Here is a 14,039-nt window from a genome sequence, read left to right as displayed (position 1 = left end):
TCCCTCAGTCGATCTGTCCGGTTTCATTTCCAGCCGGCAGCATCGCCGGCCGCTCGACGCGGTTCTCGATCTTGACGCGACGCCCCTCGTCGGCCGAGGTCTGGAATGCCTCCATTACCTCGAGCACGTGGAAGGCCAGCGCCCCGCTGGCGCGGTGCGGCCGGTTGTTCAGGATCGCGGAAGCCATGTCGGCGACGCCGATCGAGCGGAACTCGCCTTCGACATGACCGTGTGTCAACGGCACCGTCTCGAATTCGCCACCCGTCTTGGCGACCTGCACTTCGCCGCCGAAGCGGTTCGGGTCGGGCACCAGCATGCTGCCCTTGTCGCCATAGATTTCGATCGGTGCATGACGGTGCTTCGGCACATCGAAGCTCATCGTGATCGAGACGACCGCTCCGCTCTCGAATTCGAGCGTTCCCGCGACGTGGGTCGACACCTCGACCGGGATCAAGGTGCCGTTCATCGGCTGACTGGTGACCAGACGCTCGGATTTCGGGCGCGCGGTCGAGCCCATCACGCTGGCGACCGGGCCCAGCAGCTGCACAAGATCGGTGATGTAGTACGGCCCCATGTCCAGCATCGGCCCGCCACCCCGCAAATAGTAGAAGCCAGGCGCCGGATGCCAGCGCTCGTGGCCGGGGCACCCGAAGAAGGCGCTGCCCGCCACGGGCGTGCCGATCGCGCCGTCGTCGATCAGCTTGCGCGCGGTCTGGTGCCCGCCGCCGAGGAACGTGTCGGGCGCGCAGCCGACCCGAAGATTCTTCTGCGCGGCGAGATCCATCACCTTGCGGGCTTCGGCGACATTGATGCCGAGCGGCTTCTCGGAATGGACGTGCTTGCCGGCATTCAGCACCGCAAGGCTGACGTCGGTGTGGGCGAGCGGGACGGTGAGATTGATGACGATTTCGACATCATCGCGCTTGAGCAGCTGGTCGACCCGCATCGCCGGCAGCCCGAAGGCGGCGCCCTGGCGCTCCGCAATATCGCTGCGCATGTCGGCAAGCGCCCTCACCTCCATGACCGGAAAGCGCTGCGCTGCCTTGAGGTAAGCGGTGCTGATGACACCGCAACCGATGATTCCGACGCCGACTTTTCTCATTTTTGTCTCCGTGAAGTCTTAGCTATCCCTTCACCGCGCCCGCGGTGAGGCCGGCAACGATGTGCTTCTGCGCCAGCAGGAACAGGATGATCGTGGGCAGGATCGTCAGTGTGATGAAGGCGAGGATCAGGTGCCATTCGGACGAATACTCGCCCTGATAAACCATGATGCCGAGCGGCCAGGGATAGAGCGCATCGGTGTTGAGCATCACCAGCGGCAACAGATAGGCGTTCCAGCTATTGACGAAGGTGATGGTGCCGACGGTCGCCAGGATCGGCCGCGACAACGGCAGCGTCACATAGCGAAAGAACTTGATGTAGCTGCAGCCGTCGACCAGCGCGGCCTCCAGCAGTTCATAGGGAATGTCCTTGAAGAAGCGGCGCAGCAGCAGCACGCTCATGGCGAGGCTAAAGGCCACTTGAGGCAGCGCAACGCCGAAATAGGTATCGAGCAGGCCGAGATCGCGCACCTTGATGAACAGCGGCAGCACGGCGGTCGCCGCCGGAAACAGCAGGCCGAGCGTCAAATAGCTCAGCAGCATCGACGAGCCGAAGAACCTGACGTGAGCGAAAGTGAACGCAGCCATCGAGGCGACAATCAGGGTCAACGTCACCGTGAGGGTGGAGATGATCAGCGAGTTGCGCAATAGCTGCCAGTAGCGCCCCGAGAACAGGATATCCGCATAGTTCTGCCACTCCCAATGACTGGGCAGGCCGAATGGATTGACGCGCAATTCGCCGAGCGATTTGAAGCCGCCGAGCAAGGTCGCAAGCAGCGGCACCAGCACGAAGATCGCGACGATGCCGAGGAACGCCGCCTTGAACAGCACGGCGGGGTCGAACGGCGCACGGGACGTCTCGGCACTATTCATCGCGCATGAACCAACGCTTGTAGGTGAAGGCAAAGGTCACGCAGATCGCGAACAGGATGACGCCGATGGCGCTGCCATAGCCGACCCGCATCCGCGAGATGCCGTTGTTGTAGAGAAAGCTCACCATCGTGTTCGAGGAATCCGCCGGTCCCCCGCGTGTCAGCGGCATGACGAGATCGAACAGCTGCAGCGAGCCGACGATGGCGAAGAACACCGAGAGGCGGATGGTCGGATAGAGCAAGGGAATCACGACATGGCGCAAGATTTGCGAACGGGTCGCGCCGTCGATCCGTGCCGCCTCGACCAGGCTCTTGTCCAGGCTCTGCAGCGCCGCGATGAACAGCATCATATGGAAGCCAAAATACTTCCACACGATCACGATCAGAACCGCCAGCATCGCCGTGTCGGTCGAGGCCAGCAGATACGGCGGCTCGGCGCCGAAAAACCGCCAGATCGAAGCAACAAGGCCATAGTCACCGTCATAGATGAAGGAGAAGATCAACCCGGTCGCGATCTCCGCCAGGATATAGGGCATGAAGAACAGCATGCGCAACGCCACAGCGCCACGAAACTTCTCGGCCAGCATCAGGGCCAATGTCAGGGCAAGCGGCAGCTGGACCGCGAGCGAGACCGCGATGATCAGCCCGTTGTTGCGAAGCGCGAGCCAGAACGCGCGCGTTTCGAGCACGAAACGATAATTGTCGAAGCCGATCCAGTGGGTCGGCCTGCCGAAACCGTTCCAGTTGAAGCCGGAGTACCACGCCGCCTCGCCGATCGGCAGCACCACGAACAGCGTGAACAGCAGCAGCGCCGGCGGCAGGAACAGGATCAGGACGGTGAAGCGGCCGTCCCAGCCTGGGCCACGCAGCGCCCGCGGAACCGCCTCGCCGGCAACGTTGACCGGCGCGGCGATCGCGATCCGACGCGCCACCGTCAGTTACCCTGCTTGTACGCCGCTTCGATCGCTTTCGCGGCGTCCTGCGGGCTCATGCTGCCGCCGGCGATCTCCGCGCTGACGTCGTTGACGACGCGGCCGACCGACGGGCCGAGGCTCTGGTCATAGAAGTTCTGATGATAGTTGGACTTCGCCAGATTGGCCGCGATCTGCTTCATGAAGGCGGTGTTGAGGCCGGCCTCGCCGCCTTTGACGACGGGAATGACGAAGTTGCCGGCGGCAAGCCGCGCCTGCACGTCCTTGGAGATGAAGTACTTCAGGAAGTCGACCGCCTCCTTCGGCGAGTCTTTCGTGACCAGCCAGCCGGTGATGCCGCCGAGCGTATCTGACGGCTCGCCCTTGCCGCCGGGGACGACAGGAAAATCGAACCAGCCAAGCTTGTCGTCGCTGAGACCGACCTTGTCGGCGGCGAGCGCGCGCTGGGTGTGATAGAAGGACGAGATGGCCAGGATCATCGCGGCCTTTCCGTCGCCGAAATAGCCGACGGCCTGCGGGTTCTTGAAGCCGAGGAAGCCGTTCTGGAACGGCTGCAGATCAACGAGCTGCTTGAACAACTCGCCGGATTTCTGGAAAGTTTCGCCGGCAAAGCCGCCGTTTTCACCCTTCAGCGCAGCATCGAAGGCCGGCTTGCCGCCGATGCGCACGGCGAGATGCGTCCAGTAGAAATGCAACGGCCATTTATCGGCGCCGCCAACCACGATCGGCGTAACGCCCGCAGCCTTCAGCGTTTTCACCGCGCCGAGCAGATCGTCCCATGTCTTGATCTTGCTTGGATCGACATTGCCCTTGGCCATCAAATCCTTGTTGTAGAGGAAACCGACCTGCGACAGCGAGATCGGAAGTCCAAAGACGTGGCCGTTCTGGCTGAAGGCGGCGAGCGCCGCCGGTGCGATCGTGTCGCCATAGCCGCCGCTTTTCACGGAATCGGTGATGTCTTCCAGCACGCCGGCTTCGATCTGCGTCTTCAACACGCCGCCGGCCCAGCTGTAGATGATGTTCGGCCGATCCTTGGATTGCAGGATGGTCGGCAGCTTGGCCTTGTAGGCCTCGTTTTCGAGGAACTGCATCTCAACCTTCACGCCGGGATGCGAGGCCTCATAGCTGCGTGCGACCTCCTCCCAGACCTTCACCTGGGCCGGATTGACCTCGATGTGGAGCCATTTCACGACGGTGTCGGCGGCCGCGACATTGGCGCCAAGCAGGCACGCGGCAACGGCTAGTCCCAGCTTCCCGAGCAATCTCATCACAACCTCCCAACGCTCTTATTCTTTGGGCGCAATCCTGCCTTCAGTTTTTGAGGTACGCAACTAAAATTCTGACATATGTACCTCACGAGCGAAAAGGCTAAGTTCCTGCGAAAGAATCGGGGCGGCCTCGCCGCCCGCAACAAACTGGAAGGTTCCCATGGCCGCCATCTATTCCGACCTCGCCGGCAAGGTCGTGCTCGTCACCGGAGGTGCAGCGGGAATTGGCGCTGCGATCGTGCGGCGCTTCGCCGAGCAGAAGTCCAAGGTCGTGTTCTTCGACATCAAGGTCGACGAGGGCCAGCGTCTGGCGCGCGAGCTGTCGGATCGAGGACTTGCCGCGCATTTCCAGCGCGTGGACCTGACCGACATCCCGGCCCTGCGGGCTGGCGTCGAGCAGGCGCGCAAGGCGCACGGCGCGATCAACATCCTGGTCAACAACGCCGCCCATGACGAGCGGCACGCGACCGAGGAGATGACGCCCGAATATTGGGACGACCGCATCGCGGTGAACCTGAAGCACCAGTTCTTTGCCTCGCAGGCCGTGTTGCCTGACATGAAGGCGGCCAAGGCCGGTGCCATCATCAATTTCGGCTCGGTGTCGTGGATCGCCGGGCAAGGCGGCATGGCCGCCTACACCGCCAGCAAATCAGGCGTGATCGGCCTGACGCGCTCGCTGGCACGCGACTACGGTCCCTACAACATCCGCGTGAACGCGATCGCGCCGGGATGGATCATGACCGAGCGCCAGCTCGAGAAATGGATGACGCCGGCCGGTGAGGCCGAACTGCAGCAGCGTCAGTGCCTGAAGCGCCGGCTCGTGCCGGACGAGGTCGCGAAGTTCACCCTCTTCCTCGCCTCCGACGAGGCCTCCGCCTGCACCGCCCAGCACTACATCGTCGACGGCGGCTGGGTCTGAGACGCGCTAGGAGCGTGGCAGCGTGACACCAGTCAGTTCGCGCAGCCTGTCGATCAGCGTGTGCTCCTCCAGGCCTTTAGCTCTGTGTGCTTTGGGTCACAGCAGAATCAGGTTCAATTGCCTAGAAGAGCCGGGCATGGCCGCAAACAAGGTAACGGCGGTACGCACGAGGCTGGGAAGGCAATCAACAGCTACGGACTTTTCGACGCCGCCAGGGTGAAAACCCGGCGGCTTTTTTCTGATCGGATGCAGGCGAGATCTACGATCAGCTAAGCCCGGCCGCCTTCAGGCTCTGCTTCAGATGGGCAACGCCCTTTTTTGCATAGGTCAGCGGGTGCGCTTTCTTTGGATCCTGCTCCGCCTCGACCACGACCCAGCCGGAATAGCCATTGAGCTCTCGGAAGACGGCGGGGTAATCGACCATGCCGTCGCCGGGCACGGTGTAGACACCGAGCTCGCTGCCCTGCCCCAACACCGCATCGAGGAAGCTCCAATCCTCGCGTCGCGCTTGCTCCATCACCGCGCGGCGCACGTCCTTGGCGTGGACATGGCTGATGCGGGCGCGATATTTTCGCGCAAGCGCAGCCGGATCGGCACCGCCCCAGGTGGCGTGGCCGGTGTCGAGCAGCAGATGAGCGGCTTCGCCCGTCGCCGCCATGAAGGCATCGATGTCGTCAGCGCTTTCCACGACGGTGCCGATGTGATGATGGTAGACCAGCCTGACACCCTCGGCGAGCGTGCGCTCGGCAACTTCAGTGATACGGCGGCCGAACTCGGCCCAGTCGCCTGATTTCATGACCGGCCGCTGCGACAGCGGCTTGCTGCGATCGCCATGGATCGCATTCGAGGTCTCGGCGAAAACCAGCACTGATGATCCCATCGCCTTCAACAGATCGAGATGCGGCCGCAGATGCCGCATCTCCGCATCGGCATCGCGCTTCAAGAGCTCCGCCGAATACCAGCCGGAGATGCAGGCCATTCCGAACGGCGCGAGCGCAGCCTTCAGCGCTTGCGGCTCCCGTGGAAATTTGTGGCCGAGCTCCATACCCTCGAAGCCGGCCTCGCGCGCTTCGGCCAAGCACGTCTGAAGCGGTGTGTCGCCGCCAATCTCCTGGAGATCGTCGTTCGACCAGCCGATGGGGTTGGCGCCGATACGGATAGGCATGTCGTCCTCGATTCAATCAATCATTGCGACGCGCGAGCGCCTCGACATAGCCGCGCCTTGCAGCTTCGACCTCGGTGCGCTCGGAGACTTCAGGCACCGCCACCTCCCACCAATGGCCGCCGGCATCGGTCGAGCGCAGCGGGTCGGTGTCGATCACGACGACGCTGGTCCGGTCGTGACCTCGCGCCTCGTCGAGCGCCGCTTCCAGTTCGGTGATGCCAGCGACCTTGCGCGCCATCGCTCCCATCGCGGCGGCGTGGGCCGCGAAGTCGATCTCAGGCAGCGTCTCGTGCCTGCTGTCGCGCAACAAGTTGTTGAAAGGCGCGCCACCGGTCGCATTCTGCAGCCGGTTGATGCAGCCGAAGCCTTTGTTGTCGAGCACAACGATGATGAGTTTTGCACCAAGCATCACTGACGTCGCGATCTCGGAATTCATCATCAGGTACGACCCGTCGCCGACCATCACGATGACGTCGCGCTTGGGATCGGCGAGCTTGACGCCGAGGCCGCCGGCGATCTCGTAGCCCATGCAGGAATAGCCGTATTCCATGTGGTAGCCGCCGGGCGCGCCCGACTGCCAGAGCTTGTGCAACTCGCCAGGCAAGCCGCCGGCTGCGCAGAGCACGACGTCGCTTGGCTGGCTGCGGCGTTGCACGGCGCCGATGACCTCTGCATCGCTCGGCAGGGTTTCGTTGCCGGCAGCTGTGTAGCGCGCGGCCGTTTCCAGCCACGCCGTGCGGCCGCTCCTCGCCTGCCCGGTCCAGGCAGAGGGTGCCGTCCAGCCCTGAAGCGCGGCGCCGAGCTCCACCAGTCCGACCTTGGCATCGGCGACGAGCGGCTGCGCACGGTGCTTGCCGGCATCGAAGCTCTGCGTATTGAGGCCGATGATCCGGCAGGCGGGATCGGCGAACAGCGAGCGTGAGCCTGTGGTGAAATCCTGCAATCGGGTACCGATCGCCAGCACGACATCGGCCTGCCGCGCCGCATCGTTGGCAGCACCCGTGCCGGTGACGCCGATAGCACCGAGATTGAGCTGGAGATCGTGAGGCAGCGCGCTCTTGCCGGCCTGCGTTTCCGCTGCAGGGATGCCGTGCGCCATGCAGAAGGCGGCAAGATCAGCTTCCGCCTCGCTATAGAGCACGCCGCCGCCGGCGACGACGAGCGGACGTTTCGCGGCCTTGAGCAGCGCTGCGGCCTGCGCCAGCTGCGTCTCGTCGGCACGCGGGCGGCGCGGTTGCCAGAGCCGCTCCGCGAAGAACCAGTCGGGATAATCGTAGGCTTCCGTCTGCACATCCTGGCAGAGCGCGAGCGTCACGGGTCCGCATTCGGCCCCGTCAGTCAGAACCTGCATCGCCCGCTCGAAAGCGGGCATGATCTGCTCGGGCCTGGTGATGCGGTCGAAATAGCGCGAGACCGGCCGAAAGCAATCATTGGCGGAGACCGTGCCGTCGCCGAAATCCTCGATCTGCTGCAGCACCGGATCGGGGCGGCGTCCGGCGAAGACATCGCCGGGCAGCAGCAACACCGGCAGGCGATTGACGTGAGCGACCGCTGCGGCCGTCACCATATTGGTTGCACCCGGGCCGATCGAGCTCGTCACCGCCATCATGCGCCGGCGGCGCGAGGCTTTCGCGAAGGCGATCGCGGCATGGGCCATCGCCTGTTCATTATGCGCGCGCAAGGTCGGCAGACGGTCGCGCGCGGCATACAGCGCCTCGCCGAGCCCAGCGACATTGCCATGGCCGAAGATCGCCCAGACACCGGCGAACAGCGGCTGCGCGTGCCCGTCGATCACTGTCCTTTGCGCGGCCATCGCGGCGACGAGCGCCTGCGCCATGGTGAGCCTGATCGTTGCCATCACGCGCCCCCAGCCAACCGCAACTGTGTCGCGAATGTGTCGTCGCTCGATCTGATACGATGGTGTGAGACGGTTGATGACATCGCGAAGTGCGCGCTCCGAACTTGACTGGGCGGCGCAGAGAATGGAATGGTTATTCGAATAGTCAAGCAGTGATGATGACAATGCGGTTTGGACTTCTTGGCGCCGGCAGGATCGGGCGCATTCACGGCCTCAATGTCGCGGCGCGCGGCGATGCGCGGCTCGTCGCGGTGGCCGACGCCTCGAACGAGGCCGCGTCCTCGCTGGCGCAGGCGACCGGCGCGAAGGTGGCCGATGCGGATGCGATCATCGGCGATTCCGGCATCGACGCCATCCTGATCTGCACGCCGACCGACACCCATGCCGACCTGATCGAAGCAGCTAGCTCGGCCGGCAAGGCGGTGTTCTGCGAGAAGCCGGTCGATCTCGACTCGGATCGCATCCGCCGCTGCCTCGCCACGGTCGAGAAGTCGGGCAAGCCTCTGATGATCGGCTTCAACCGCCGCTTCGATCCGAACTTCGCTGCGCTCGAGAAGCGGCTGCGCAGCGGCGAGGCCGGCGAGATCGAGATCGTCAGCGTCATCTCGCGCGATCCCGGACCGCCGCCGGTCGATTATGTGAAGCGCTCGGGCGGGCTGTTCCGCGACATGATGATCCATGATTTCGACATGGCGCGTTTCCTGCTGGCGGAGGAGCCGGTCGAGGTGTTCGCGCTCGGCTCGGCGCTGGTGGACAAGGCCATCGGCGAAGCCGGGGACGTCGACACCGCCGCCGTGGTCATGAAGACGGCGAGCGGGCGCATCGCGCAGATCTCGAATTCGCGTCGCGCCACTTACGGCTACGACCAGCGCATCGAGGTGCATGGCTCGAAGGGCATGCTGAGGGCCGGCAACATCCACGAGACCACCGTCGAGATCGCGACCGGCCAAGGTTTTCGCGCCGATCCGGTGCAGAACTTCTTCCTCGAACGCTATGCCGCCGCCTATCGCGCCGAGCTCGCGGCCTTCATGGATGCCTGCACCGGCAAGGCCGCGCCCTCCCCGACCGGTCTCGACGGGCTGCGCGCCCAGATGCTCGCCGATGCAGCGACCGAGTCGGCCCGCAGCGGCCGCCCCGTCGCTATCAAGGCCGCCTGAGCATGACGCCGGCCGAACTCCTGCTGCGCCGCTACGCAGTCCAGGGCCTCGTCGCCGAGGCCGGCCGCATGGCGCTCGACTATTTCGGCCGCAAGGAAAGCCTCGGCGTTAGCATGAAGGGAACGCAGGACTGGCTCACCGTCGCCGACGGCGCGGTCGAGGATTTTTTGCGCGCGCGGCTGGCACAGCTCTTTCCCGGCGATACTATCATCGGCGAGGAAGGCGGCGGCGAAGCCAGCGATGCGGTCTGGATCATCGATCCGATCGACGGCACCGCGAACTTCGCCCATGGCGATCGCAACTGGTGCGTCTCCATCGGCTTCCTGCTCAACCGTGAGCCGACGATCGGCATCGTCGCCGCACCGGCGCTGGACGAGCTCTATGTGGCGCAGCGCGGCCAGGGCGCGACATTGAACGGACAGACAATCGCTGTCTCCGGCGCCGATGACATCAGGCGCGCCTGCATCGAACTGGGCTGGTCGCCCCGAATGCCGGCGCAGCGCTATCTCGACATGATGAGCCGCGGCTATGCCGCCGGCTGCTCGATCAAGCGCGCGGGCTCCGGCACTCTGGGCCTCTGCAATGTCGCGAACGGGCGCACCGAGGGCTACGCCGAGCTGCACATCAACGCCTGGGACGTTGCCGCCGGCATCGTGATCGTCGGCGAGGCCGGCGGCTGGGTGAGCGACTTCTTCGCCGGAGACGGCATCAGCCATGGCAACCCGATCCTGTGTTGCACGCCGGCGCTGGCATCGCAGCTCCGCGACATCACCGGGATCAGCTAGGCCTTGTACTCATACACTCCTTGCATTTGCTTTGGGGTGCAAACCGGAAATCGTTTCTCAAACTGAAGCTTCCGGCTTTTGCCGCGTTGCGAACTTCCCTTCAACAACCTTGCCTGTATCTTTCGGATCATGTGGGCGCTCTTGACCGGCGCATGCGTCTTCATTGTTCTCGCCGGGACGGCGTTTTGCCTCGGGCGAATTGCCAAGCGACGCTTCCCAAAATCCTATGCAATCGTTGACAAGTTTCTGTACAGCATCGACCTGATTTTGATCGCCGGTTTTTTTGTACTGCTCTACTTCACGCGCTAACGGACGCGGCAGTCGCGTTGCTCGCTTCCTATTTGGTGATGTCTGCTCCGGCCCAGAGGCGACCTTGAGCGCTTGCTCTGACGAAGTCCGCAAGTGACCCGGAGCGGTCCTCCGTATCGTCCAGAGCAAACTAACCGTGGGGATGCTCGCCTCTTGCAATCATCAAGTGATGCTCTTGGTGATGCATCCCCCGGGTCATAACCCCGATGAAACCGAGAGCCTTGAGCTTAGCGGCATCACTCTCCGGGACTCGGACTTCGAGTACCGCGCCTCCCTCAACGTTGGTGGATTTGAATTGCCATCCTGTGTATCCGTTCATCGTGGCAGCATGGGCCGTGATCATTCGCTGAACTGAGCCAACAACGGGGCCCGCTCCTGTAACGATGTATCGGATACCCCCTTCGAGAGGTTCGGTCTTAACTTGCGCGGCCAACGTGACATAGCTCATGTCGACCAGATGCTCGTGTAGAGCATCAATATTCACTTTGGACCAATCCGTGCGCGGGTCCGCTTCCAGTATCTGTACAATCTCCTGAATGGCAGCAAACGCATCTTGTCCCGGCTGCGTCGGTTCTTGGGCCATCTCGTGCTGAGACGGATGGCCGCTTCGCTGCATCGTCATGTGGTGCTGATGATCCATTGGCATTGACCCGTGCTGCGGGTGTTGCCCGCCAGATTGGCCATTGGCGCTGATTGGAATAAGCAGCATTAGTGGGAGAAGGAATTTGCGCATGACGGTCTCCTTTAGAGTTTGTCTTGCCACAGGAGATCAACTTGGGACATGATCGCTATCATGTCCGACGAACTTTACCTCACATTCCGTGACCTCTCCCGACGTGAGGATGACCTTGAGCCCGGTGAGGCCCTTTTCCATCGCGGCGACACGGTTCGCCGCGTCTACTTTGTGACCAGGGGAGCAATCCATCTCGTTCGGCACCAAGCATCTGGAACCTCTTTGGTCATTCAGCGAGCGCGCGCTGGTCAGATCGTTGCTGAGGCATCGCTTTTCGCGACCACGTACCACTGTCATGCGGTGGCCATGCTCCCTACCGCTGTTTGGAGCGTCGCGAAGCCCGAACTGCTTAGGCGTATCTCAGCGGACCCGAGCGTTGGACTGATATTCATGAAAACCCTTTCTCACGAACTGCAGCACTCGCGTTTCCAAGTAGAAGTCCTGTCCATGAAAACAGTCGCGGCCCGCCTCGAGGCATGGATCGAATGGAACGGGGAACTGCCGCCAAAAGGAGAGTGGGTCAACCTAGCCGCCGAGTTGGCTGTCAGCCCCGAGGCGCTTTATCGCGAATTTGGTCGCCGACGAGCTTAACGGGCTGTTAAGAGTCTGGTTGTGGCCCATCGATGCCGCATCGCACGGCTGAAGATATGTCGGCTGTCGGGGGTAGACCTGACCCAACTGAAACCGGGCTAAACCGTCGCGATTGACTCCAAGCGGTCGCGGCTCAAACGGGACCTGCTAGGATTGCCGCCTTCTACGGGATGCCCAGATCCCATCTTTCAAACCAGGCTGAGAAAGAGGCTCTCCGAAGAGAATTATCTCTTTCCCAAATCCTGCGCGAAGCGCAGCAGGTACCCGTCCGGATCTTGAACCAGAAATTGCCTGTTGCCGCGCTGCTCTCCTGCAACACGGTACCACGCGTCGTGACACTCCCCGAAAAGAGGCCAATTGGCGCTCTTGAGTGCGCCGAGCAAAGGCTCAACTGAATCAACGAACATCTGGAAGTTAATCCCGCGCCCTAGTGGGCGCTGCAGGTCTCCAGTTTCCCAGTTGCCATTTCGCTGATTGAGCATGACCTGAGATCCTTGCAGCTCGATATACATGAAGCCGCTCTCAGGTCGTTGATATGCAATCTGGAAACCGAGGACATCGCACCAGAAAGTCTTGCTCTTTCCTAAGTCGAACACGTCTAGCTCGGGAACGAGCCGCGCAAAGCCGCCAATCGGTAGTCTATCTGCTGAACTTTCCATCGTGCGCCTAGCCTTCCGAAGTCCGTATGCGATGTATAGCGAAGCCCGGCTCCGAAGTCTTCCCGACTTTGAAGACCGCTTCCGGCCCAACAGCGAAGTTCGGCTGGGCTCAGATGTGGTCTGCTGATCGAGGGAGACCGGAAGTGATCTGGCGCCAATCAAACGGGCGCTGTTGACCCAAAGCGGCCTTTCGCCGGCACGACTTGCTTCCCTTTGCTTACTGGAGCTCAAGGTTGTAGCCCTAAGTGGAGCGTACAGAAACAGCGAGACGTCACATGACAGAATTAGAGCAAGAGGCCGAGAAGCTAACTGAGCTCTTGAAGGGGAAAATCGTCCGAGTTGTTTGGCGCCATCGTCCTGATGAGATTGCAATCGAGTTCGAGGGTGACGATAGGACTCGTCTGTTTGTCAACCGCGATCCTGCCGGACTAGACATTTCTGTTACGTGACCAAAGGTCTGGTATTGGGCCCTTCGCGGACATTCATCCAAATGTCGTCGATGTCCGCTTGTGAGGGCAATTCGGACCTAGCCACCAATACACGCCTAGTAGACAGAATATCTATTGCCTTGGAGCAATAGAGACGCCACCGTCACGGCCAATTGCGAAGAACATCAAGTTCTCGTTCCGGGGAGGTGGGCCATGTTTTCGAGATTTTTCACTTTCAGAGCACTGTTCAGTGCCGGGATCCTGGCAGCGGGCGCGGCCGTTGGGCCCGCGTCGGCCGAGGGCTCGCTCGTCATGTATTGCGGCGTGCAGGAAGAATGGTGCCGCGCAATGGCCACCACTTTTGAGAAGGAGACCGGCATCAAGGTTTCGATGACACGGAAATCCGCCGGCGAAACCTATGCGCAGCTCAGAGCGGAGGCCTCCAACCCGCGCGGCGACATCTGGTGGGGCGGCACCGGCGACCCGCATCTGCAGGCCGCCGAAGAAGGGCTGACGCTCGAATACGAATCCCCCGTCAACAAGGATCTGCACGACTGGGCGCTGAACCAGTGGAAAGCGGCGAAGCAGCGCTCGATCGGCATCTATGCCGGCGCGCTCGGCTTCGGCTACAACACCGAACAGATCAAGGCCAAGGGCATCCCGGAGCCGAAATGCTGGGCCGACCTGCTCAATCCCAAGCTCAGGGATGACGTGCAGGTCGCCGACCCGAATTCGTCCGGCACCGCCTACACCCTGCTCGCCACGGTCGTGCAGCTGATGGGCGAGGACAAGGGCTTCGATTATCTCAAGGCCCTGCACAAGAACGTCAGCCAGTACACCAAATCCGGCGCCGCGCCGGCCAAGGCCGCGAGCCTCGGCGAGACCGCCGTCGGCATCGTCTTCATCCATGATGCCGTGGTCTTCGCGGTGCAGGGCGACCCGATCAAGCCGGTCGCGCCCTGCGAAGGCACCGGCTACGAGATCGGCTCGATGTCGATCATCAAGGGCGCACGCAATCTCGAGAATGCCAAGAAGTTCTACGATTGGGCGCTGAGCCCCGCCGCGCAGGCGCTCGCCGCTCCCGCGAAATCGTATCAGGTGCCATCCAACAAGAACGCGACGGTGCCGCCGCAGGCGCCGAAGATGAGCGAGATGAAGCTGATCAACTACGACTTCGTCAAATACGGCTCATCGGCCGAGCGAACGCGGCTGCTGACGAAGTGGGACAAGGAGGTCAAGGCGCTACCGAAATAGCCGCCGGCT

Annotated in this window: 14 protein-coding genes; 5 read left to right on the top strand and 9 right to left on the bottom strand. The window is 62.4% G+C overall.

Going from position 1 to position 14,039, the window contains the following annotated elements:
• Positions 1-4: 4 nt before the first annotated feature.
• From Q0687_RS07035 to Q0687_RS07020, 4 genes are read right to left on the bottom strand one after another with little or no spacing between them, the layout of a single operon-like run.
• Positions 5-1,102: a Gfo/Idh/MocA family oxidoreductase gene (locus tag Q0687_RS07035; RefSeq protein WP_298873828.1), complete on the bottom strand. Its 1,098-nt coding sequence runs from the start codon at positions 1,100-1,102 to the stop codon at positions 5-7.
• A gap of 22 nt (positions 1,103-1,124) precedes the next feature.
• Positions 1,125-1,973: a carbohydrate ABC transporter permease gene (locus Q0687_RS07030; RefSeq protein WP_298873825.1), complete on the bottom strand. Its 849-nt coding sequence runs from the start codon at positions 1,971-1,973 to the stop codon at positions 1,125-1,127.
• Positions 1,966-2,904, bottom strand: coding sequence for a sugar ABC transporter permease (locus Q0687_RS07025; RefSeq protein ID WP_298873823.1), 939 nt, complete (start codon positions 2,902-2,904; stop codon positions 1,966-1,968). Before Q0687_RS07025 ends, Q0687_RS07030 begins: the two co-directional genes overlap by 8 nt.
• A 2-nt stretch (positions 2,905-2,906) precedes the next feature.
• The gene (locus Q0687_RS07020; RefSeq protein WP_298873820.1) at positions 2,907-4,172 is read right to left on the bottom strand and encodes an extracellular solute-binding protein; all 1,266 of its coding nucleotides are present in this window, start codon (positions 4,170-4,172) and stop codon (positions 2,907-2,909) included.
• A gap of 160 nt (positions 4,173-4,332) precedes the next feature.
• Here Q0687_RS07020 and Q0687_RS07015 point away from each other — a divergent pair, with 160 nt between their 5' ends.
• A complete protein-coding gene (locus Q0687_RS07015) occupies positions 4,333-5,091 on the top strand; it encodes an SDR family NAD(P)-dependent oxidoreductase (RefSeq protein WP_298873818.1) in 759 nt (252 codons plus the stop codon).
• Positions 5,092-5,356: 265 nt separating this feature from the next.
• Here the strand turns inward: Q0687_RS07015 and iolE are convergent, their stop codons facing one another.
• Together iolE and iolD are read right to left on the bottom strand one after the other, a co-directional pair.
• Positions 5,357-6,256 carry a myo-inosose-2 dehydratase gene (iolE, locus tag Q0687_RS07010; protein ID WP_298873816.1) on the bottom strand — a complete coding sequence of 300 codons (900 nt, stop codon included), beginning with the start codon at positions 6,254-6,256 and terminating at the stop codon, positions 5,357-5,359.
• A 16-nt stretch (positions 6,257-6,272) separates the two neighbouring features.
• Entirely contained in the window at positions 6,273-8,114 is a 1,842-nt protein-coding gene (iolD, locus tag Q0687_RS07005; protein ID WP_298873815.1) for a 3D-(3,5/4)-trihydroxycyclohexane-1,2-dione acylhydrolase (decyclizing), read from the bottom strand.
• A 164-nt stretch (positions 8,115-8,278) separates the two neighbouring features.
• Between iolD and iolG the strand changes: the two genes are divergently transcribed.
• Positions 8,279-9,271, top strand: coding sequence for an inositol 2-dehydrogenase (gene iolG / locus Q0687_RS07000; RefSeq protein ID WP_298873813.1), 993 nt, complete (start codon positions 8,279-8,281; stop codon positions 9,269-9,271).
• A 2-nt stretch (positions 9,272-9,273) separates the two neighbouring features.
• Positions 9,274-10,056 carry an inositol monophosphatase family protein gene (locus Q0687_RS06995; protein WP_298873809.1) on the top strand — a complete coding sequence of 261 codons (783 nt, stop codon included), beginning with the start codon at positions 9,274-9,276 and terminating at the stop codon, positions 10,054-10,056.
• Positions 10,057-10,113: 57 nt separating this feature from the next.
• Here Q0687_RS06995 and Q0687_RS06990 read toward each other — a convergent pair whose 3' ends face one another.
• Both Q0687_RS06990 and Q0687_RS06985 read right to left on the bottom strand, forming a co-directional pair.
• Positions 10,114-10,458, bottom strand: a complete 345-nt coding sequence (locus tag Q0687_RS06990; RefSeq protein WP_298873807.1) for a hypothetical protein — start codon at positions 10,456-10,458, stop codon at positions 10,114-10,116.
• A 37-nt stretch (positions 10,459-10,495) separates the two neighbouring features.
• A complete protein-coding gene (locus tag Q0687_RS06985; protein ID WP_298873805.1) occupies positions 10,496-11,098 on the bottom strand; it encodes a hypothetical protein in 603 nt (200 codons plus the stop codon).
• Between the two features lie 60 nt (positions 11,099-11,158).
• Between Q0687_RS06985 and Q0687_RS06980 the strand changes: the two genes are divergently transcribed.
• Positions 11,159-11,689, top strand: coding sequence for a Crp/Fnr family transcriptional regulator (locus Q0687_RS06980; protein WP_298873803.1), 531 nt, complete (start codon positions 11,159-11,161; stop codon positions 11,687-11,689).
• A 224-nt stretch (positions 11,690-11,913) separates the two neighbouring features.
• Here the strand turns inward: Q0687_RS06980 and Q0687_RS06975 are convergent, their stop codons facing one another.
• Positions 11,914-12,348: a VOC family protein gene (locus Q0687_RS06975; RefSeq protein ID WP_298873801.1), complete on the bottom strand. Its 435-nt coding sequence runs from the start codon at positions 12,346-12,348 to the stop codon at positions 11,914-11,916.
• Between the two features lie 740 nt (positions 12,349-13,088).
• Here Q0687_RS06975 and Q0687_RS06970 point away from each other — a divergent pair.
• On the top strand, positions 13,089-14,030 hold the full coding sequence (locus Q0687_RS06970) for an ABC transporter substrate-binding protein (protein ID WP_298873930.1): 942 nt from the start codon (positions 13,089-13,091) through the stop codon (positions 14,028-14,030).
• Positions 14,031-14,039: the final 9 nt, after the last annotated feature.

This window comes from uncultured Bradyrhizobium sp. (assembly GCF_936928535.1).
Taxonomy (GTDB): domain Bacteria; phylum Pseudomonadota; class Alphaproteobacteria; order Rhizobiales; family Xanthobacteraceae; genus Bradyrhizobium.
Note: the sequence above shows the minus strand (reverse complement) of the source record. Positions and strands in the feature narration are given on the sequence as shown.

Bases quoted from the DNA above. Each gene is read 5' to 3' on its own strand.
- Q0687_RS07020 (WP_298873820.1), bottom strand. From the start codon at position 4,172: ATGAGATTGCTCGGGAAGCTGGGACTAGCCGTTGCCGCGTGCCTGCTT.
- Q0687_RS07015 (WP_298873818.1), top strand. From the start codon at position 4,333: ATGGCCGCCATCTATTCCGACCTCGCCGGCAAGGTCGTGCTCGTCACC.
- Q0687_RS06970 (WP_298873930.1), top strand. From the start codon at position 13,089: ATGTATTGCGGCGTGCAGGAAGAATGGTGCCGCGCAATGGCCACCACT.
- Q0687_RS06985 (WP_298873805.1), bottom strand. From the start codon at position 11,098: ATGCGCAAATTCCTTCTCCCACTAATGCTGCTTATTCCAATCAGCGCC.
- Q0687_RS07030 (WP_298873825.1), bottom strand. From the start codon at position 1,973: ATGAATAGTGCCGAGACGTCCCGTGCGCCGTTCGACCCCGCCGTGCTG.
- iolG (WP_298873813.1), top strand. From the start codon at position 8,279: ATGCGGTTTGGACTTCTTGGCGCCGGCAGGATCGGGCGCATTCACGGC.
- iolD (WP_298873815.1), bottom strand. From the start codon at position 8,114: ATGGCAACGATCAGGCTCACCATGGCGCAGGCGCTCGTCGCCGCGATG.
- Q0687_RS06975 (WP_298873801.1), bottom strand. From the start codon at position 12,348: ATGGAAAGTTCAGCAGATAGACTACCGATTGGCGGCTTTGCGCGGCTC.
- iolE (WP_298873816.1), bottom strand. From the start codon at position 6,256: ATGCCTATCCGTATCGGCGCCAACCCCATCGGCTGGTCGAACGACGAT.
- Q0687_RS06980 (WP_298873803.1), top strand. From the start codon at position 11,159: ATGTCCGACGAACTTTACCTCACATTCCGTGACCTCTCCCGACGTGAG.
- Q0687_RS07035 (WP_298873828.1), bottom strand. From the start codon at position 1,102: ATGAGAAAAGTCGGCGTCGGAATCATCGGTTGCGGTGTCATCAGCACC.
- Q0687_RS06995 (WP_298873809.1), top strand. From the start codon at position 9,274: ATGACGCCGGCCGAACTCCTGCTGCGCCGCTACGCAGTCCAGGGCCTC.